The following is a 20389-nucleotide window of genomic DNA, read 5'->3' on the forward strand; positions in this document are numbered from 1 at the left end:
GGTGATAACCCAGAAACCCTTAGGCAGTCAGCAGTTTTCAATTTACCGTTTATATAAGATGCTACCCATAAAATATGGCGGTCTGAATTTTGTAAATGGTAAATCAATAAGATCTGACTCCCTTATTTATCAATCATCATCCAGATGGAAATCAGGATAAAGCTTTCTGGCACAATCAGGACAGATACTGTGGCTGAACTGGGCCTCGGAATATTTCTGGATATAGGCCTCAAATCGACGCCAGCATCCATCATCATCCCGGATTTTTTTACAATTTGAGCATATGGGAATAATCCCCCGGAGCATTTTTATTTCATCCAGGGCCTGTTGCAGGGACGCTGTCCTCTGGGCCACTTCCTGCTCCAGTTTTTTTTGATAATGCTCCCTGGTATTCATTGCCTCGTAGGTTCGCAACCCCACCATCATGGCTGTGAATAATTTCTCTGAGGTTAATTCAGTTTTACTTTTATAGTCATCAATTTCATACTCCCGAATCACCTCTTGTTCCGGTGCAACCCCCGGCTGACCGGTTCTCAACACAATACGGATGGATTCGTTTTTAAGCTCATTTCGAACATAATCCACAAGGTTCAGCCCTGCCGTGTCACTCTCCATAACCACATCAACCAGCATCAGGGCAATATCGGGATGATCCTTTAAAATCTCTCTGGCCGATTTGTCTGAATGGGCCTCCAGAATAATGAGATTTTTCCCCTGGAATGAAAATCCCTGTAAGGCCAACCGGGTCACCGCATGGACATCCTCGTCATCATCAACCACAAGAATTTTCCATTGTTTCTCACTGTTTTGAAAAATATTCCGGCCATCTTCATCATTGAATTCCTGTACAAAAAGATCGTCAAATTCATCGCTATCGTTCATTTGAGTACCCATTTAAATTGCTCCTTCACGGGGAAGGACGATTTTAAAATTCACACCATGTCCCGGGCTGCTCTCACAGGAAATGGTTCCCTTGAGTTTCTGGGTGACAATATTATAAACGATGTGCATTCCCAACCCTGTGCCATCTTCTTTATTGGTTGTGAAAAAAGGATCAAATATCCGTTGTTTGTTTTCCGTTGTCATGCCGTTTCCATCATCACTGTATTGAATCACCAGCTCTTCTTTTTGTTTTGCAGCAAAAAGCATTATCTTTCCACCCTCTTTTTCTTTATACCCATGGGTAAAAGAATTAACCAGTAAATTTGTCAAAATCTGGGAATAAAGTCCCGGGTAGCTTGTCACTTCAATGGCGCTTTGAAAGGCAAGACAGATCTGAACATTTCTTCTTCCAAATTTAGGTTTCAGACTTCTGATAACATCCCTGAAATAAGGTTCCAGGCTGAACTTTCGCAATTGGTCTGTCATTTGATCCACGGACACCTGTTTAAAACCGCTAACCAACTCCCCTGCCCGTTTCAAATTTTTTAAAACAAGCGCCCCTGTATCATCTGTGAATTGAATAAAGCTCTCAAGGTCAGAGCGTTTCATTTTCTTTTCACTGAATAATTTTCCAAGATTGTTGTTTTTATCCACCATGGAGGAGACTGCGGTGACACACACCCACACAGGCGTGTTGATTTCGTGGGCCACACCTGCCACAAGGGTTCCCAGAGCTGCCATTTTTTCGGATTCCACCAGTTGAGCCTGGGTTTTCTTAAGTTTTTTCAGAGTCAGGGCAAGACGTTTCTTCTGTTCTATAATCTTTTCATATCTTCTGGCATTTTCAATGACAAGACCACATACATCGGCAATGGAAAGGGCCAGATTAAAATAACTTTCCCGGTATTGTACAAAGGCAAGGTCATCCACCTCCACTATGCCCATGGGCTCACCATTGTATTGCATTGTAAATACAAACCCGGTTTCTGAATCTGTCCGGTAATGAAGAGCTTTGGAGCCCAGTAACCGCGCCTCCACCCCGCGACGGGATTCTGTGTGAAGGGGAAGATAAACAGTATTTTTGTGAATTCCCCGGCCAAGGCAAAGAAAAGCGATTTTCCCCGGTGAAAACAGCATGACAAACAGATCAATAATGCCGTCAACGGCCTCTTTTTCACTGGTACAACCGGTCATTTTACCCAGCAGATCCAGGGCCATGGCATATTCTGATATCTGTTTGTCAAGATCTTTTTTTTCCATATTTCACCAAATTATCGGCATTTATCTTAAACTCAACTTTCGGTGTTCGCATTGGTGGGGTCAGGCTTTCGTTATTGACATTATCGAGGCTTTTTTCGTTGGCAAAGGCCTTGGTCGATAACATCAATAACAAAAGCCTGACCCCATCGGTACATTTAAAAATGCTGGCTTTGAAATGAAGCCCGAAAGTTGAGTCTTAAACATGTGTTGGGACATGATATGGTTAAAGCACAGCCCATGGCCACACCTCATGAAGAGATCCAGTCCAGGGGATATTGTCCCCATTGGCGCACTGCCCGGGATATGGCCAGAAGCACTTCATCCGGAACCTGAAAGGGAATCTCTCCATGGTTATCTGACAGCAGAAAACCACCCCCCGGACCTGCGGCGGCAATGGCTTTTTTTACTTCTTCTTCTGCCTGTTCCGGTGTCCAGCCACACATGCCAATGCCATTGAGATCCCCCAGCACCGTTAATTTTCCCCTGCACGCCGCCTTTACCCGGCCAAGATCCTCCAGAGAACTGCTCCCCATGATGTCTGTGCCGGTTTTGACAAGATCATCCACAATGGATAGTCCCCGTCCCGATGCCAAGTGGGTGGCTGTGGGGCCGTTGATTTGCGCAATGGTATTTTTTGCCACCTTGAATCCTGTCTTTAAATAAAGTTCCCGGGGAATGATGGTGGGGGACGACACCGGATCAAAATAACAGATGGCTGTGCTGCCGGCGTCCAGCTGGGCATTGGCCCAGTTCACACAAAAGCGGGTATTGACCTCCATCAATCGCCGGAACAAGAGGGGAGATTCATAGATCAGTTCAATGTATTTGTTAAAACCAAGCTGCATCACCGGCAAAGAAAAAGGAGACATCACCACCCCTATAATAGGTACTTGATCCTGGACATGCTCTTTTAAAAGCCGGGCAGAGGTCAACACTTTTTCAAGGCAGGTACATGCATCAATGAGAGGTGGCTCAAGGGAATCAATTTCTTTAATATCTTTTATAAAAGGTGTGCCGGAATTTGGAGGGCCGTCTTCACAATAAACAACCTCGCCCCCCCAGGCTTCCACTTCCAGGGGGGCATGATAAAAATTATAAATGCAGTCATGCCCATATTTTTCAAGGAGCTTGAGCTGACCCTGCACCACATGTTCTCCCCGGGAAAAATAGTCCTTTATGGACAATCCCAGCTCTTTGGCACCGTGCATGGTTAAAAATAAAAACAGGGGAACACGGTCCGGTTCATTATGTCCCAATGTTGTCAAAACCCGTTCAAGTGAAGTCATATGATCAGTTTCCATGGGACACCTCCATGATTTTTTCAATAACCGGTACCACACTGGATGCTGTGGTGCACATGGCATCTGCCCCCACGACCTGGAACAATTGGTCATCAAATTTAAAAGGAGCCCCTCCCACCACAATTTTCACATCAAGCCCCATGTCGTCAAAAGCTGTGGTGACTTTTCTTATTTTTAAAGCCGAGGGAAGCATGAGCACAGAAATTAAAAGCACTTTTATGCCATCGCTCTTTACCCGTTTCACCACCTCATCCACAGAAATATTGCCATAATCAAGAAGCTCAAACCCGGCGGCACGGAGAAGAGAATAGACAATTTGTTTTCCCAGCAGATGGTGATCCTGCAACACGCAAAGTGCCATGCGGGGCTGATCCTTACGATCAGGCGCCCCCGGCGGCAAAAGGATATTCACCATTTTTTCACAGATTCGTCCCCCCATGTAAACCTGGGACAAGGCCACGGAACCGTCTTCCCAGCCCCTGCCGATGTGCTCCAAAGCCGGCACAATGAGCGTTTCAATGATGCTGATGGGGGAAACGTCTTGTGTTAATTCATTAACAATGCCTTCAGCCGCCAGACGATCAGCCACCAAAAGGGACTCCACCAGTAATGAAATGTCATGCTTCATGCACACACCTTTCATACAAAATTAAAGATTTAGGCTATTGGCGGATAAAATACAAACAGATCAGTATATTCTTTACCACAAATAGCCTTAAGGAGTCAGATCTTATTGATTTACCATTTACAAAATTTAGACCACCATATTTTATGGGTGGAACATTGAATAAACGGTAAATTAAAAACTGCTAACTCCCTTAAATCATCAAAAATTAATGCTGTCCCTTCCATAGGCCTCGATCACAGGATAAAAATCTCTTTGTTCAAAGCTTTCAAAAAAAGTTTTTGAAGCGTTGAATCCGATGAGAGTCACCAGCATTGTGACCCCCTTGCCTTCATTGCCCGTCTGTTCAATCTGATGCAATGTAACGCCATGGGGAATGTCTGCCATAACTTTAAGACACTCTCCCACGGTTTTTCCCTTGAGAAAAAGTTTAAATTTTAAGGCATTGCGCCACACCGACGCCAGATCCCAGTATACATCCAGAATTTTATCCGCAGAATAACTGCTGCTTGCCATGTATTCCCGGCAATGATCCCGGTGGAAGGAAACCCCCCTTTTACTCAAAGTGGCAACGGTATTCTCAAGCCCGGGAAGGGGCTTACAACATCTGGAAAATTTATGGACACCCGGCTCCACCCGGGAAATATTGATAAAATTACGAACCCCTTTCTTTTCCATGACTCTTTTTCCGGTCTGGGAAAGAATAGATGCCATTTCCCATAATATTTCACGGGGTTGAACAATGTCTTGTCCCACACTTTCAAAAAGATCGTCCAGGCTGTCAAAATTTTTATAAATTAAAAAATTGGACATGGACGGAGAATACAAAAGATTTATGGAAATGCCGTGGCGATTCATCTCCTGCAATAGAAAATCCCATCCAATTTTAATGGCATGGACCCGCCGCCTTTTCTGGAGATATTTGTTAACGGCATTTCTGGCCTTGGGGGTTTTGCAGATCTGTTCAAATCCCGGCCCCACCCCCAGGACTTTTTGGTCTGTGACAATTTTCACCATATCGCCGTCGCTGAGCTGATACCCGGGGGACACCCGCAAATTGTTCACCCAGGCATATTTACATCTATCGCCCAGGGAGGTATGAACTTTATAGGCAAAATCCAGCACAACACTTCCCTGGGGCAGGTACTCAATGTCTCCCCGGGGGGTATAAACAAAAATTTCCTGCTCCTGGGACAATTGGCCAAAAAGATTTTTACGGCCCGCAGGTGATCCTTCAAACTCACCGATATTTTTCAGGGCATCACTGATCATCTGGCGATACTCCCGGAACATCTCTTTATCATCCCAATGGAGCAATACCCCCCGCTGGGCCACCTGATTCATTTCCCGGTTACGAATTTTCACAAGATATTTCCGATCCTTGCAGGAAATTCTCACATGAAGACTCTGATAACCGTTAACCTTGGGATTGGCAATATAATCCCGGATGCTCTTGGGAACAGGTGGATAAAGTTGATTCACCATGCCCAGCACGCGGTAACATTCCGGTATGACATCTGTATGCAGTATAATGGTAAAATCCACCATGTTTTCTGCATTTTCCCGTTCAAGGGTCTTTTTGGCCGGAGAATATAGTGACCACAAGGTTTTTAAGCGGGCTTTCACCGTCACCGGAAATGGAAGTTCTGCACACACCGCTTCAAAACCCGACTTCATCTCTTTTACTTCCCGGGACTCCATGAGTTTATTGAGCATGCCCATCAATCGTTTGCTTTTTTTGGGAAAACGCTGCTGAAGGGAGAGATGATAGAGTCTGCGCTTAAAGGTAAACAAATTTAACTTGGCTGCCAAAGGGGCATACACTTCCATGGTTTCCTGGGCAATGCGCTGGCGTCGACTCTCCTGCAGTGCACCAAGGGTTTCCATATTATGCATGCGATCGGCCATTTTAATCAAAAGAATTTCCGGATGCTTACTGGCCATGAGCACCATTTTCTGGTAGGTGAGATCCTTGCTCTGGGATGCCTTCATGCGGCTGAGTTTAAATTTGGTGCACCCGTCCACAAAAGCTGCCACATTTTTGCCAAAAAGCCTTTGAATATCATGGAGGTTCAAGCCGGGGACATCCTCCACAATATCATGTAAAATGGCAGCGGCAATGAGTTCAGGATCGCTCAACCCCAGGTCTCCGGCCAGAATTTCCGCTGCTGCAATGGGATGGGTGATATATTGCTCACCGGATCGTCGGGTCTGGCCGGCATGGTGTTTATGGGCAAATGCCAGGGCCTTCAGCACCAGGTTTTTTCCTTTTCCCGGGTTTTCCCGGGAACATAAAGCAATCACATTTTTAAAATTATCCAGCGGTAACTCTTTGGCCAGTTCCTCCACCACATATGGCCTTTTAACCGCTTGATGGTCATTCATATACACTGTTCCTTGCGTTCCGTTTTGCTCACCCATCCCAATTCATTCGAACAGGTTTAAAATACCGTTTAATCCACGGTACTGCTATTGTTTATCCTGCCTTACGAAAGTTCAATGTCCACATTCAACTCATTACCGATGCGCTCCAGTCCTTCTTCAATGACCTCCACGGAAACCCCACGGGGAAAAGAGGCAATTATTTTCATGGTATAAAGGGGGGTTCCGCTCTCCGGAGTCAGGCGGGTCCGGGTGGAAAGGGTCTCGATGTTGACACTGTTCTGGGAAAGAAATTTACTGATGGTATGGACAATACCGCCCTGGTCAAAGCCCTCCACCCGAATGGTATGCATCAAGGTATTTTCTTTTAATTCCGATACATGGTAATCCAGTGCACGGATAAAAACAGAAATACCCTTTTCTTTTTCAAGCCTTCTGATATCCCTGTACAGATCATTTTCAAGATTTTCACCCTGCCCTGTTAAAAGAAGCATCAAGGTGAACTCATCCCCCAGAATCCCCATACTGGAATCCTCAAGGTTACATCCATTTTCGTAAATAATTTCGGAAACATCTGCCACAATACCGGGCCTGTCTTTGCCAAAAGCGGTCATGATAAACTTCTGATTCATGTGTACTCCATATCCCATGTTTAAAAATTAAGCATTATTCTCTATTTCCATGAAGCTTACAATAGCACAGATATTTCTTGCAAGGAAATTCCAAGATAATAGCGGATGTTGATTAGCCTATGCTTTTCAGGACGGTTTTCGGATAACAGCTGTGGAATCTTTTCCGTTAATTTTGATCAAAGCCGGTTTTTTCAATGAAATATATTTTAAATATCGGGTTTCTTTTTCCACCCTTTGACTATCCAGCCAATGCCAGTCAATTACATTATTGTCTTTTTGGGAAACCCCGAGATAGTTAATACCCAGAGAAGTGATATTATGAAAAAAGTGGCTCCCCTGGGAGGGATCTGCACTGAGCTTTTCCGAGGTGGTTTCAATAATGGTACCCACCCCGGTGATGTGTGACCATTTTACGGGAATTCCCAGCCATGGGTCTGCGGTTCCCCATCGCCCCGGACCAATGAGAAGATATTTTCGATCATTGTGCTTGAGCAACTCATTCATCTGTCCAATTTCTTCGGCAATCTCCACGGTTCCGGTGGTATCAAAATCATGGAGTTTTACATATATGATATCATGGATCGAGGTTTCCTGGCTCCTGCCCATGGCCTGTTCTGAATAGCAAAAGGAACGATTTAAATCATTTTGATTGATTTCCACGTTAAGTTTGTCCCGGGCCACCATCATGGGCCTGATCTGGAGCAGATAAAACTCAGCTGTTTTGCGGTCATTGAAATTAACAGCAAACTCCATCTCCACAGGACATCCCATGCCCTTCCGGCCCACTTCCAGTAATTGAGACAAAATTTTTCCCAGGGGAAATTCCTTAAATTTTAAAATGGAGGCAAAGGTGAGCACAGGATATCCCTTTTGAGTGAATACATCCCGGATACGTCCATCTTCGGGGACATAGGTGCTGGAAAAGCGTTGTACCGGTGCATGATCCATGGCGTCATCCACATTAATTTTTTCAAGTTCCATGTCAGGATGGGTTATATAGTCTTCATTCTCTGTTTTCATCCTTAAGGCATAAAAATAACGCTGGGCATTCTTAAGAATATTTTCCACCGTGGAAAATTGAGGCAAAAATTGGGGATACCTGGGGGAAAATCGTATGGCCACCCCGCCGTCCATCACAATTTTACCCAATCCCAGTGCCATGTGTGCCACCCCCTCTTCCGGCTTCATGTAATCCACCGGATAAAAATTATAGGATTGCGCCACACCGGAGATACCTGGATAGAAAAAGTCACCGTGTTGACATCCCACAAGCTTCTGGATGATCACTGCCATCTTGTCGTCCTCGGGCCGATAAATGGATCGACGGGCCAGCACCCGGGGGGCTTCTTTGTATAATGAAGCGTACACAAGTTTGATGGCCTGGATTAACTGATCCAGACGCACCTGAATTTTAGGATGGTTGTTGGGCAGCATATAGGTGGCATAGGCACCGGCACTGGGCCTGTAGTGGGCATCCTCCAATATGGCTGAGGATCTCACAGCAAGGGGACCCTGGGTGTGGCGCAGAAAAATTCTTAAATCATTGGCCAGCCATTGGGGAAAGCCGGCTTTTTTAAAATAATCTTCAATTTCCCCATCCGTGTGAACCTTGTTTCGAAATTTCCAGAGATCATTTTCCAACTCAAAGGCGTCAAATCCATCGGTGGTTATCACCACAATTCTTGGCAAAACAATATTGGCTTCTGAAAATAAATTTTTAAATTCAGAATTTTCCCGGAACATGCTCGAAATAAATGCAAGCCCCCTGGCTTTGCCCCCCAGGGACCCTTTCCCGATTTTCACAAAATCAATATCAGGATCATACTCTTTGCTTACAAAATCAGAGATCAACCCCTTTTGTTTGATCTTAAGTCGATCCCGGATAACATCGGTGAGCATCTCTTTCAAGTGGCGGGTGCTGGGAAAATCACTCACCTTGATGGGACGGATGCCAGCGGCCAATTGCATTTCAAAACGTGCCATGAGCCAGCGTGAAAAATGATTATGGCTTGCATGGTAGGCTATGGATTCATCCGGCACAGAGTGCAGAATGCTGGCAAGGCTTCTCAGGTTGGATGCCCGGGCCACCACCCTGCCGTCGGGCATGCGAAATAAAAAATCTCCAAACCCAAGATAGTGGACAAAAAAATACCGGATATCGGCATGTAAAGACGCAGAATTTTTATCCAGAAAAAAGGCAGGAATGGCATCGGCCCGTTCTCTGTTCTCAGGCTCTGAAGAGAGCATCAAAAGGGGAAGGTCCGGAACTTCCCGGTTGATGGTCAATAACAGTTTAATGCCGGCCTCTGCATCCTCTTTTCCCTGTTTTTCATAGCGCACATCAGACACCACGCACATGAGATATTCTTTGTATTTTTCATACAGGGCCCATGCCTGCTCATAATTTTCCGCCACCAGGATTTTGGGACGGGTTCGCATCCTTAATATGCGCTCCTTTTCATTGAGGGAATCATCCATAACCGCCTGGGTCTGCATGACAATTTCCTTGTAAAGATAGGGAAGAAGGGTGGAAAGATAAAAGGGAGAGTCCTCCACAAAAATCACCACCCGCACGTCGGCAAGCCTTGTGTCGGTATCCACGTTCATACTGTCTTCCCGGTTTTTCACCAGGGCCAACAAAAGATCGGTGTTTCCCCTCCATATAAAAGTCCGGTCAATGATTTTCCGATTATAGCACTGCTTTTCCTTTAGGACTTTACCGGCATCATAGGCAAAATAATACACCGGCAGATCCGGGTACAGGGATTTAATTTTGCCACAAAGGGCATAGGAGTCCATATCACTGATATGGGGCATGACAATGACAATATCATATGAAACGGCAGCCAGATCTTTCAGGGCTTCGGCGGCATTGGAAACCCAGGAAAGCCGGGGAGGACGACTTAGATTTAATCCCTGGTACTCATGGATGATCCGCTCGGAGAGATGACCGTCCTCCTGCATGACAAAGGCATCATAGGGGCTTGAAATTAAAAGAATTTCATTTACGCGCAGGGCAATGAGTTCATGAAAGGATTTAAAACAGGATTTTTGGGGACTTTTCTGGTGGATTGGGCATTTTTTCATTTATTACCCCCCGGTCGGTTTAATTATTGTCAATCTGCCGCAGGGCATTTGCGATTTTTGCCCTGACGATTTTTAAGCTTTTGAGGGCATCCACCTTTTTCTGGCAGCTGTCTTTCAAAATTTTTTTTACCGTCCTGACGGGACCCCAAATCATCAATTTCCCCAAAGGTGGCTAAAACTTTCCCACGCCTTACTGATAAATACCCAGGATGACGGAGAGCACATCTGCCCTGAATCACTGAATAGGTGTAAGCGAAAGGATTTCCGTTGTTTATCTCCAATGAAAGCGCTTTTGAAACTGGCCTTTGGATATGTATAAAAGCTTAACATATCTTTAATAATCTTGCAATTGGGGAAAAAGAGGGATAGGCCGTGTTTAATTTTAAAATATTGGCCTATCCATTTTTGCTTGCTCACCGAGATTTCACAAAAAAATTTTAAATGCACCTGTGCCAGCCCGGTCTTCGCCATAATCCCGGTGCCATCCCGGAGGAACCGGCATTTTGTCATAAAGGCTTTCCCTTTCTGCCTCAAGAAGACGCCGGGGTGATTCCATGAAATCAGCCGCACAAATAACCCGTCCACCGGATTCAGCTGAAATTCCCTCCAGCCATTGCACCCCTTCATGGCTTCTCATGAGGTGATGGTCCAGGACCAGGGTATCCACGGAACCTGCCAGGCGCACGGCATTGTTCCAGGCCCGGTGTCGTAATTCTGTATTCATTTTATCAAAATAAATCGGCGGACCGTCAGCCAGCACAATATCCGGTTGCCATTCAAGGACCCGGTCAACCGTGTCATCATCCAGGAGTTGAATGTCCGAGGTGTGGACAAATACCGTGTCATTCTCAATGCGGGTCATCATCACCCTGTCATTGCGCTCTATATTTTCTCCATGGGGAACGGGCAGGGAAAAGGAAAACGCTCCTGTGCCGGGTTTTCCCTCCTCCCATGGGACATCCAGAACTTCTTTAAGGGCAGTGGCTCTTTTTTGTTCTTTTGAAGATAAAAATTGAGCTGATTTACTCCAGATCCGAACCCCGGGATTCAAATTCACCACCCGCTTGATATCCAGTTGATAGGGATTTGCATCCGTCAATGGAACATGGTCGCCATGGAAATGACTGAAAACAATGTCCGTGGCAAGCTTCCAGGCGTGTATGATCTTTTCTCGTATGACCTCTGCCACGGCCACCTGGGCCGGATGGGGCAACAGACCTTTGCGAATAAACCCCAACGCAATGCCGGGATCAATGAGAATTTTTTGCTCTTTAACAGTGATAAAACAGCACAATCCCCGGACACCAAGTGATTCAGCGCCGATTATTTCTATTTTCATAATTTATTCTCTCCTGATCTCCTGGTTTATATAATGGAAATGCCCTGCCACACACAACCAAATATTAAAAATGGTATTAATTGACAAGGCTGTCAGGCTTATATTCTGGAAATTCTCCATGACAATCTGGGATCGCACAGGTAAAATCCTTGACAATCCTTTGTCGGTGTGACTTTTTGAAGGACAATTAACAAAATAATTTTTTTTCCACCACTGGCCCCTGACCATGGATGCCAGGACATTGACTTAATTAAGGATGGACACATGGACGACAAAGAAGCGGCAAAAAGGACCAGAGACACGGCAAATCTATATTTTAAAGGGGTAAAAAACGAAGACAAACCCTATGGATTGTGGCAGCATTTTGATAAAGAGCTGGCCAAGGACATGTCCCTTTATATCACCGGTAGAATGTATTCCCGGGAGAAAATTCCCCATCCCACCCGCCAGCTGGTGACCGTGGCGGCCCTGGCTGTGCTTTCCCGCCCGGAAGAGTTGAAACTTCATATCCATGCGGCATTAAATGTGGGATGCACTGCAGAGGAAGTGGCTGAGGTCATTTTTCAAACCAGTATTTATGGTGGTGTACCTTCGGCAAATACCGCCTTAAAGGTACTGAAAACCGTGATGGAAGAGCGCGACGAAATAAAAGAATCCTGATCGGCAGATATTAAAAACATGCAGATAAGGGAGTCAGAAAATTTCAATCCAGTTCTGACTCCCCGGGGGAACAAAATGCCAGAGCAGAAAATTATTATTATGGACCAGACCCTCCGGGAGGGCATGCAGCACCGGGGCATTGTTTTTTCCAGCAAAGAAAAGGAAGAGATCTTAAGATTTCAACACCGCCTGGGGGTGGATATCTGCCAGGCAGGATATCCCCCGGCCCACACCAGCGAAAAACAAAGCGTGGCCCATCTGCACGGTCTTGCCACAAAGGAAAAATTTCATATCCAGGTGGCAGGCATGGGTAGAGCCAATCCAAGGGATGTGCCGGTGCTCATTGACACGGGAATGAACCATTTTCATCTCCATGCCCACATCCAGCCCCAGGATGAAAAAAAAAAGCAGGAGCTGGCGCTAAACCGGATCACAGATACGGTGACGGCCCTTCGCGCCCAACGATCTGATGCCGTTATCTCCATGGCCATGCTGGACATCGGCAACACCCCCCGGGCCTTTTTGGAACAATATGGCGATTTTCTCATCAACACCCTTGCCATTGATATTCTTTCCGTGCCGGACACCTCCGGTCAGATGGCGCCCAACACCTTTCATGATGCCGTGAAATTCATGGTGTCAAAGGCTGCCGGTACATGTACACGCATCAGCGTCCATTGTCACAACGACCTTGGCATGGCAACGGCCAATACGGTCATGGGCGTAGTGGCAGGAGCCACTGTGGTGGAAGTATCAGCCCTTGGCATTGGGGAGCGCAACGGCATTGGGGATCTTTTCACTGTGGGAAAAATTCTCAAAGATCAACACCGTGACATAAACCTGAAAATTGAAGAAATAGATATTTTCAGACAATATTACACCCTTGTCAATGGAATATGTACCCGCCAGACCGGCCAAGACCTTTTGTCTTATAACACACCGTTTTTCGGGGATGCCGTAAATACCCACGTGGCCGGAACCCATGCAGACACCGCCTTTGGCATGGGCAATACGGAAAAATATTATCTCAATGTGCTTTGCGGCCAGGGCCTTGTGAAGAAATATCTCACCATGAAACAGATAACCTTTACCGCTGAAGCATTGCCCCGGATCACCCGGGCCATTAAGGATGAAAGTGCCCGGCGGAGTCGTCGTCTTTTTGATGGGGAAATCCGGGACATCGCAACTGGCAAAAATTAATTGATCAAACTCAAACAGTTCCCCGTATTTCCATGCTGGATAATCCGGCAATGAACGCCCGGGAAAGACTCATGTCCATGGGATGTTCAAATATACGTCCATCGGGCATTATACCCTTGATGACACCGTCGTTTAAAAAGCTTTGGAGCAGCTTCAGGGAAGATTCCAGGCGCTGGAAAGGATCAAGGATTTCCTCTTTTTTAAGGGGGTGGGCCAGGGGTATTTCCATCTGTTGATCCCTTAAAAACTTCATGAAATTTAACACCCTGGCAAGGCGGAGCAAGGTCACAGAGGCAAGGCGGCCGGTGGTATCTTCAATGGGAAGCGCTGTGGAGCGCATCAGGGAGAAATGTCCGGGTAAAAGTCCTTTGTCTTGGCAAATGCCATAATCCACACTGCCCGGTGCAGGATAATAAATGGATAAACCGACAAGGGTTCTGCGAACTGCCAGAAACAACAAATCTTCCACCGATTGCAGGGCATCCTGTCCCGGGGCCCCGGCAATGAGATAGGACACTGCCTCCAGCCCATGTTTTTCTGCAAGTTCAAGGGCATGGTCATGGGCCGCCCTCACATCGGGACGTCTAAAGGCTTTCAGCTGATCCGCCGAAGTGGAGCCCAATGATAAATTCAATGTTTTAAACCCTGCCTGCTTCATGGCTTTTACCAGGCCGTCATCCAGGGAAGGGGGAAAAAGTCCGTTCATGGCACGAAGTTCCACATTTCCCTCTCCTGCCATTTCACAAATTCCCTCCAGAAGGGCCATGCACCAGCTGCGATTCAAAGTAAGATTTTCATCCTCAAAATCCAAGAATCCCATGTCATACTGATCCAGGTTGTGCCTGATTTCTGCCAGTACCTGCTCCACTGGCCTTAATCGAAACCGGGCATGGGTGGAAGAAGCCCCCAGGGAACAATAGGTGCACTTCATAGGGCATCCGCGACCGGCCACCACCACGGCAGATCCCCGGCCCTTTCTTTCATAAAATTTTTGATGAATCAAATCAAGCTGCGGCATGGGCTGGGCAGACAGATCTGTCATCCAGGCAGGTGAAGAAATATGAAATGTGCCGTCCCCGGTTCGAAACCCAATGCCCGGAACCTTTGCCAGTTGGGCTTCATGATCTTCAAATATTTTCTTGTAAACTTTTCCGGAAACATCGCAACCGGCTATTTTTTTCCATGTTTCCGCCAGCAGGGGCATGGATATCTCCCCTTCTCCTGCAAGGACAAAATCCACACTGTCACTATCCAGCACCTCCCGGGGAAACAAGGTGGGATGATGCCCACCCAGGACAACAGGACAATGGGGATAGAATTTTTTCACCATTTGAGCTGTTTTCAATGCAGTTTTGGCGTAGGGGGTGAACAAAGAGGATATTCCCACCATAAAAGGAGCTTTGTCCCGAATGAGCTTACCCAAATGTTCAAAGCTATAGCCATAATGGCGATAATGATGAAAAAGCGAAAACTGTGAAACATCTGGTTTACCATAAAAAGGCTCAAGAAAATCCATCTCCGGCGGAGCCGGAATGATAACAGATTTTTTAACAGCCAGGGCATCCAAAATTTCCACCCCAAAGCCCTTTTGAGTTAGAGCAGCAGCAATGCTGGCCAACCCATAGGGAACGCTTCGCTTAAAGGTGAAATAAAAATCTTCCACCGGAGGCTGTATCAAAACAATATGGAGCATAAACATAATCCCGGCCCGGTGGTCTGGCCTCTTCGGAAAAAAGCGTGTCAAATGTCCTGCCACCGGAATTTAAATTAGAATAACAGGCTGGTATCCCGTATGACAAATCTGCCTGATATACGCCAATGTGATAGACGGTAGCATTACTCTCCAGGAGTTTCAACAAGAAAAAACAAGGCGGCTTTTGCCATTCCCAGTATTTATTATTTTCATTCACACAAAATTTTTCCGCTACTTTTCGTTCCAGTTTCACATTTTTCAATACACAGGTAGCGTATGGAAATATTTTTTTGGGGCATATGCTGGATGACTTTTTATATTACTCTTTTTTCTCATTGGGCTTTACAGGTATAGATTCAAACTGGTATGGTATTTTTAATAATCTTTTTTCTCCTGATCTGTTTTCTCGTAGAGCTTGTTCCAGAATGATCACAGCGACATTTGACAACGCTTTTCTATTTTCTATTTGAACAGAACTTCAAACTTCGCCCCCCTGCAATGTCATTTTTTGGTTGTAGAATATTTATTTCTGACCAATGCCACGAAAATTTACTCAAAAATGATGCAAGTCCTTTGATCTCAGTGGATTGACAATGCAATATTTTTTTATACATAAAAAATGTTCAAATATTTAAAGGGGGCCATTGCTAATTTTATCACAAAGCCTGTTTTTGCTTTGAAAGGAGGGCCATGGTTCAATTGTAAAAACTATTCATTGTTTTTATCTCAAGGTATTATTTCAACCTGACACATTTGCTATCAGGTAATTCAAATCCACCAACGCTGAAGTTTAAAGCAATATTCAAAAAGGAGATTCATATGGAAAACAGTGTATATAAAATTATAGAAGTTGTTGGAATGTCTGAAAAATCCTGGGAAGATGCTGCAAAAACCGCCATTACTACAGTGGATAACAGTGTACGCGATATCCGCGTTGCAGAGGTAGTCAAGATGGATATGCGACTGGAAGATAACCGCATCGTGGCCTATCGTGTAAAGCTCAAGGTGTCATTTAAACTTGAAAAATAGAAACAAACTGTCATTAATAACACTGAAACAATTAAAGTAGAAATTTAACATGAAAAACTCAGATTTACCGGGGAACATCAAAAAACAATTTGATGTTCCCCTCTACCCTCCTCCAGGAAAAATATTGAATACATTTCTAAAAAAGAGTAAACAACTCTGACGTTCTTTCATGCTTTTTTGCGGGCAGATCGAGATCAAAATACGGTCTGCCCGTGGCAGTTATATAAATTTGCCAGTGATAAACCTTGTTTTGATTTGATTTTACGCACAACAAAACTTGAAAAGGTTAAAAAACATCGAGCCCAGCACCCAGTAGCAAAAACCAAGGAAGTGTTTTTTATGACATTACAAATTATTGAAGCCCGTCTAATAAAACCCAGATGCCTTCCGCTTCTGGTGGGTAGTCTTCCCATGGAAGATCATCAAAAGGCCACCGGCCTCATGCTGGAACATACTCCGGAAATCCCTTTGTGGGTGCAGTTGCCCCGCCATCTGAAGAGGGCATGGTATTTCAATTTGCCCCGGGAATGCCCGGATTGACCCGAAAAGAAAACAAGGATGTTTACATCAACACACAGGTAGCTGACTTCCAGGAAGAAATGCTGGCTTTTTATGAGGCTTATTTGTCCATATGTGATGATCCCGGCCTCATTGAAAACTCCCGCTTTGCCCTGACATCGGAAACGGCCCGGGGATTTTCAGTGTTCATGGAAACCGTTTCAAATCTTCCCCATGCCCCCTGGGCCGTGAAAGGCCAGGTTACAGGGCCCATCACCATGGGAATCGGCATGAAGGATCAGGCAGGCAAACTGCTTTTTTACGATGAACAGATGCGGGATATAGTCACCAAACAGGTGGCCATGAAGGCCCTGTGGCAGGTGTCTCAACTTTCCCGGCTGGACTGTGACCACCCCCCGATAATTTTTTTGGATGAACCCGGGGTGGTGGGATTTGGTTCTTCCACCTATATCAGTATCACAAGGGAACAGATCGTCGAATCCCTGGGGACTTGCATTGATGCCATCCACAAAGGCGGCGGGGTTGCCGGTATTCATATCTGTGCCAATGGCGACTGGTCCCTGGCATTGGCATCGGGTACGGATATCATTAATTTTGACGCTTTTTCCTATTTTGACCGCCTGATTCTCTACAAAGATGAGTTAAAGACCTTTATCAAAAACGGCGGTATCCTGGCCTGGGGCATTGTTCCCACATCCAGTCCGGAATATATTGATAGCGCTTCCACAGACTCTCTTTATACCATGTGGTCAGAGCAATTGGCACAATTGGAATCCCTGGGAATTGCCCGGGATAAGATTTTATCACAAACGCTCATCACCCCCAGTTGCGGTACCGGTTCCCTGGATTTGGAACATGCCGTTAAAGTGTTGAAATTGACCAGGGATCTGTCTTTAAAAATACGTGAGACCTTGAATTGAGCGGCTGTTAAAAACCCATTGACATCCATGAACATATGAAATAAACATTACCCGACATCAGGTGCTTTGCTTAAAATGGGAATCCCGTGAAAATCGGGAACGGTCCCGCCGCTGTAATTGGTTAGCCACCGCAGATGCCACTGTTTTCAACAAATTGAAAACGGGAAGGTGCGGTAAAGGTGCAAAAGCCAAAAGTCAGAAGACCTGCCTGGATGTTTTGTCGTATCTCTCTGCGGAAGACAGGGAACGATGACCGCATTCCGGCCATTCCCCCCTCTTTATTTATGAAAACCACAGAGAACATATTGTTTTTGAGCTTGGCTCCTTTACCAATAGCTTATAAGCCGTTGCTGGAGCCGGACCCATTTTATTTTGTATGAGTTCCAATGTGTTTTTGCAGGAAAATACCGGCCGGCTTTACGGATTTTTAAGTATTGCTGTGGGCAGACCGACATCACAACAAAATGATGTCTGCCCGTGGCCGTTATCCGGAACTCATGCGCTGTCGTGATAACGTATTTTATCATGCAATGTTTACCATCTGTTCCATGGAGAAAAAAATGAAACAAAAACTGATTGTTCTGATGGCAGTAGTTCTCACTCTGACCTTTGGCACCATGGCCTTTGCCGGGCATTGTGAAAAAAAAGAAACAAAAAAGGGTATTCTTCTGGTGGCCTTTGGGTCCAGTGAAGCCAGTGCCCAGGTTTCCTTTGAAAACATTGACAAAAAAGTTAAAGCCACTTTTCCCGCCATTCCCGTGCGCTGGGCCTTTACCTCCCACATTATCCGGAACAAACTGGCCAAACAGGGTAAAATTTTAGATGCGCCTGAAGTGGCCCTGGCCAAAATGCATGCTGAAGGATTCACCCATGTGGCGGTGCAGAGTCTACATACCATTGGGGGTGCTGAATACCATGATTTGAGAAAAATTGTGGGTTCTTTTAAAATGATGGGATTTGAAAAAATTATTCTGGGTTATCCTTTAATGTCAACCCAACATGACATGGAGCGCATTGTGGATGCCATCTTGGCCAATATCCCCAAGGAACGTAAAAAGAATGAGGCCGTGGTGCTCATGGGTCATGGCACACACCATCCTGCCAATGCGTTTTATGGATCTTTGATGTTTCAGTTGCAGTTAAGGGATGCCAACGTCTATGTGGGAACGGTTGAGGGATATCCCGATCTGGATACCATCCAGAGCATGCTGCTAAAAAAAGGTATCAAAAAAGCCTATCTCATGCCGTTCATGTCCGTTGCCGGAGATCATGCCAAGAACGACATGGCAGGGCCTGAAGAAGATTCCTGGAACTCCATTCTCACCAAAGCAGGTATCAAATGCACACCTGTTCTCAAGGGAACTGCGGAATATGATAATTTCGTACAAATCTGGGTGGATCATCTGAAGGGACCTGTGGGACACTTTTAAACCACACTATTATAAAACCCCTCACGGACGGAGCTCATGCCAACCTTGGTCCGTCCATGATAAAAAATAAAAAAATTGATTTCATGCTCTATTTTGCCATGAGATCAACTTTTTTTTAGAAAATAAAATTTCCGGGCAACCTCAGCAGAGAGCCGCCGCCCCGATGGGTAATAGGAACCGGACAATTGAGCTGTCTACAGTTCCGGTCCGGGACCATTGCCCATCGGGGGGCGGCGGTATAATACCATTTGGCTCCGCGTCTACGACCCTATATTTGTTGTGTCCGCCGGGGAGATGCCTATTATATAAAGTATTTCCCAAATCAGGGGTGTATTTCAAACTTTGTTGTTGTGGGCAGACCGAGGTCAAAATGCGGTCTACCCATGGTAGTTATTTAACCAGGGCCATCTTTTTTCTCAAAAAGGCGATCTGGGTCTGGTGGGGCAGATCCTTGGGACAATAGTCCTGGCATCCCAGAAGGGTCATGCAGCCAAACACACCGTCGTCATCTCCAATGAGTTCATAATAATCGGGATCAGTGCGTTTATCCCGGGGATCGGCATAGTACCTGGCAAGGCGCATAAAACCAACGGCCCCCAGAAACCCGTCCCGCATGCGCTTGGTGGCACAGGCAGAAATGCAGCAGCCGCATTCCACACACCGTTCCAGCTCATAAATCTCATCGGCCACCTCCGGTTCCATGCGCTCTTCCAGTCGATCCAGATCCACATGTTCGGCCATGTCGTCATGGACCCAGCTCTCCACCCGCTCGCTCATGCCCCGCATGAATTTACCGGTGTTCACAGAAAGATCCCCAATGAGTTCAAATCCCGGCAGGGGCAACAGGGTGATTTCACCGTCGGGAAACTTGGAGGTCAGGGTCCTGCAGGCAAGATCGGGTCTGCCGTTGATCACCATGCCGCAGGAACCGCAGATACCGGCCCTGCAGATAAAATCAAACTGAAGTGACGGCTCCTGGTTCTCCCGGATGTCGTTCAAGGCAATAAAGATGGTCATACCCGGCGCTTCGGTGACCTCATAGGTCTTCATCACCGGAGTATCACCCTTTACCTGGGGATTGAATCGCAAAATGTTAAATTTCAGTACCCTTTCCTGATCATTTTTAATTTCCTGATCACTCATTATTTAAATCCCCTCCCGATGCGCTCGTTCTTTCCTCTGAATTTTTCCGGTATGTCAATGGGATTGAGCAGTCGCTGGAGCTCAAACCTGTCAGCACCGGGGTTTTCCTTTTTAATCTCTTCTATGGCAGCCACACGTTTTTCCGTGTCCGGGTGATGGATGGTCTGATCCACGCCATACCCACGGGAACCCGGCGGCATCTCCATCTTCATCACATCAAGATCTTCATATTCCACTTCGGGAAGATCGGCATTGTCGTCCTTCCAATAGGTCAGGGTGCGTTTGAG

At 46.0% G+C, this 20389-nt stretch carries 16 protein-coding genes, 1 pseudogene and 1 riboswitch; of the genes and pseudogenes, 6 read left to right on the top strand and 11 right to left on the bottom strand.

Translation table 11 applies throughout. The features are described 5' to 3' along the window. Positions 1-129: 129 nt before the first annotated feature. The 8 genes from B9A32_RS06710 to B9A32_RS06745 all read right to left on the bottom strand — a co-directional run bounded on the left by B9A32_RS06710 (position 130) and on the right by B9A32_RS06745 (position 11508). Entirely contained in the window at positions 130-894 is a 765-nt protein-coding gene (locus B9A32_RS06710) for a response regulator (protein WP_084067759.1), read from the bottom strand. Then, on the bottom strand, positions 895-2142 hold the full coding sequence (locus B9A32_RS06715) for a sensor histidine kinase (protein ID WP_084067760.1): 1248 nt from the start codon (positions 2140-2142) through the stop codon (positions 895-897). A 248-nt stretch (positions 2143-2390) separates the two neighbouring features. After that, complete coding sequence (locus B9A32_RS06720) at positions 2391-3443, bottom strand: uroporphyrinogen decarboxylase family protein (RefSeq protein ID WP_084067761.1); 1053 nt, start codon at positions 3441-3443, stop codon at positions 2391-2393. Beyond that, positions 3433-4071 (bottom strand): cobalamin B12-binding domain-containing protein, encoded by a 639-nt coding sequence (locus B9A32_RS06725; RefSeq protein WP_084067762.1) that lies wholly within the window; start codon positions 4069-4071, stop codon positions 3433-3435. The genes B9A32_RS06720 and B9A32_RS06725 overlap by 11 nt, the downstream gene beginning before the upstream one ends. 198 nt (positions 4072-4269) lie before the next feature. Continuing rightward, a complete protein-coding gene (locus tag B9A32_RS06730) occupies positions 4270-6453 on the bottom strand; it encodes a RelA/SpoT family protein (RefSeq protein WP_170923732.1) in 2184 nt (727 codons plus the stop codon). Positions 6454-6554: 101 nt separating this feature from the next. After that, positions 6555-7082: a glycine cleavage system transcriptional repressor gene (locus B9A32_RS06735; protein ID WP_170923733.1), complete on the bottom strand. Its 528-nt coding sequence runs from the start codon at positions 7080-7082 to the stop codon at positions 6555-6557. A 126-nt stretch (positions 7083-7208) separates the two neighbouring features. Then, entirely contained in the window at positions 7209-10169 is a 2961-nt protein-coding gene (locus tag B9A32_RS06740) for a PEP/pyruvate-binding domain-containing protein (RefSeq protein WP_084067765.1), read from the bottom strand. A 424-nt stretch (positions 10170-10593) separates the two neighbouring features. Further along, positions 10594-11508: an MBL fold metallo-hydrolase gene (locus tag B9A32_RS06745; RefSeq protein WP_084067766.1), complete on the bottom strand. Its 915-nt coding sequence runs from the start codon at positions 11506-11508 to the stop codon at positions 10594-10596. Between the two features lie 264 nt (positions 11509-11772). On the opposite strand from B9A32_RS06745, the gene B9A32_RS06755 reads away from it, so the two are divergent. Both B9A32_RS06755 and B9A32_RS06760 read left to right on the top strand, forming a co-directional pair. After that, complete coding sequence (locus tag B9A32_RS06755) at positions 11773-12168, top strand: carboxymuconolactone decarboxylase family protein (RefSeq protein ID WP_084067769.1); 396 nt, start codon at positions 11773-11775, stop codon at positions 12166-12168. 75 nt (positions 12169-12243) lie between these two features. Next, complete coding sequence (locus tag B9A32_RS06760) at positions 12244-13368, top strand: hypothetical protein (RefSeq protein WP_170923734.1); 1125 nt, start codon at positions 12244-12246, stop codon at positions 13366-13368. 10 nt (positions 13369-13378) lie between these two features. Here B9A32_RS06760 and B9A32_RS06765 read toward each other — a convergent pair whose 3' ends face one another. After that, a complete protein-coding gene (locus tag B9A32_RS06765) occupies positions 13379-15061 on the bottom strand; it encodes a B12-binding domain-containing radical SAM protein (RefSeq protein WP_084067774.1) in 1683 nt (560 codons plus the stop codon). An 819-nt stretch (positions 15062-15880) separates the two neighbouring features. Between B9A32_RS06765 and B9A32_RS06770 the strand changes: the two genes are divergently transcribed. From B9A32_RS06770 to B9A32_RS06780, 4 genes are all read left to right on the top strand, one after another. After that, on the top strand, positions 15881-16090 hold the full coding sequence (locus B9A32_RS06770; RefSeq protein WP_084067776.1) for a dodecin family protein: 210 nt from the start codon (positions 15881-15883) through the stop codon (positions 16088-16090). A gap of 339 nt (positions 16091-16429) precedes the next feature. Beyond that, on the top strand, positions 16430-16630 hold the full coding sequence (locus tag B9A32_RS22065) for a hypothetical protein (RefSeq protein WP_232367070.1): 201 nt from the start codon (positions 16430-16432) through the stop codon (positions 16628-16630). Continuing rightward, on the top strand, positions 16627-17529 hold the full coding sequence (locus B9A32_RS06775) for a uroporphyrinogen decarboxylase/cobalamine-independent methonine synthase family protein (RefSeq protein WP_232367071.1): 903 nt from the start codon (positions 16627-16629) through the stop codon (positions 17527-17529). Before B9A32_RS22065 ends, B9A32_RS06775 begins: the two co-directional genes overlap by 4 nt. A gap of 42 nt (positions 17530-17571) precedes the next feature. Beyond that, positions 17572-17756, top strand: a riboswitch (cobalamin riboswitch). A 333-nt stretch (positions 17757-18089) separates the two neighbouring features. After that, positions 18090-18959: a sirohydrochlorin cobaltochelatase gene (locus tag B9A32_RS06780; protein WP_139795732.1), complete on the top strand. Its 870-nt coding sequence runs from the start codon at positions 18090-18092 to the stop codon at positions 18957-18959. Positions 18960-19349: 390 nt separating this feature from the next. Here B9A32_RS06780 and B9A32_RS06785 read toward each other — a convergent pair whose 3' ends face one another. Together B9A32_RS06785 and B9A32_RS06790 are read right to left on the bottom strand one after the other, a co-directional pair. Then, a complete protein-coding gene (locus B9A32_RS06785; RefSeq protein ID WP_084067778.1) occupies positions 19350-20102 on the bottom strand; it encodes a fumarate reductase iron-sulfur subunit in 753 nt (250 codons plus the stop codon). After that, positions 20102-20389: pseudogene (locus tag B9A32_RS06790) on the bottom strand (fumarate reductase flavoprotein subunit); the annotation flags it as partial. The pseudogene B9A32_RS06790 and the gene B9A32_RS06785, both read right to left, overlap by 1 nt.

This window comes from Desulfocicer vacuolatum DSM 3385 (genome assembly GCF_900176365.1).
GTDB lineage: Bacteria > Desulfobacterota > Desulfobacteria > Desulfobacterales > Desulfobacteraceae > Desulfocicer > Desulfocicer vacuolatum.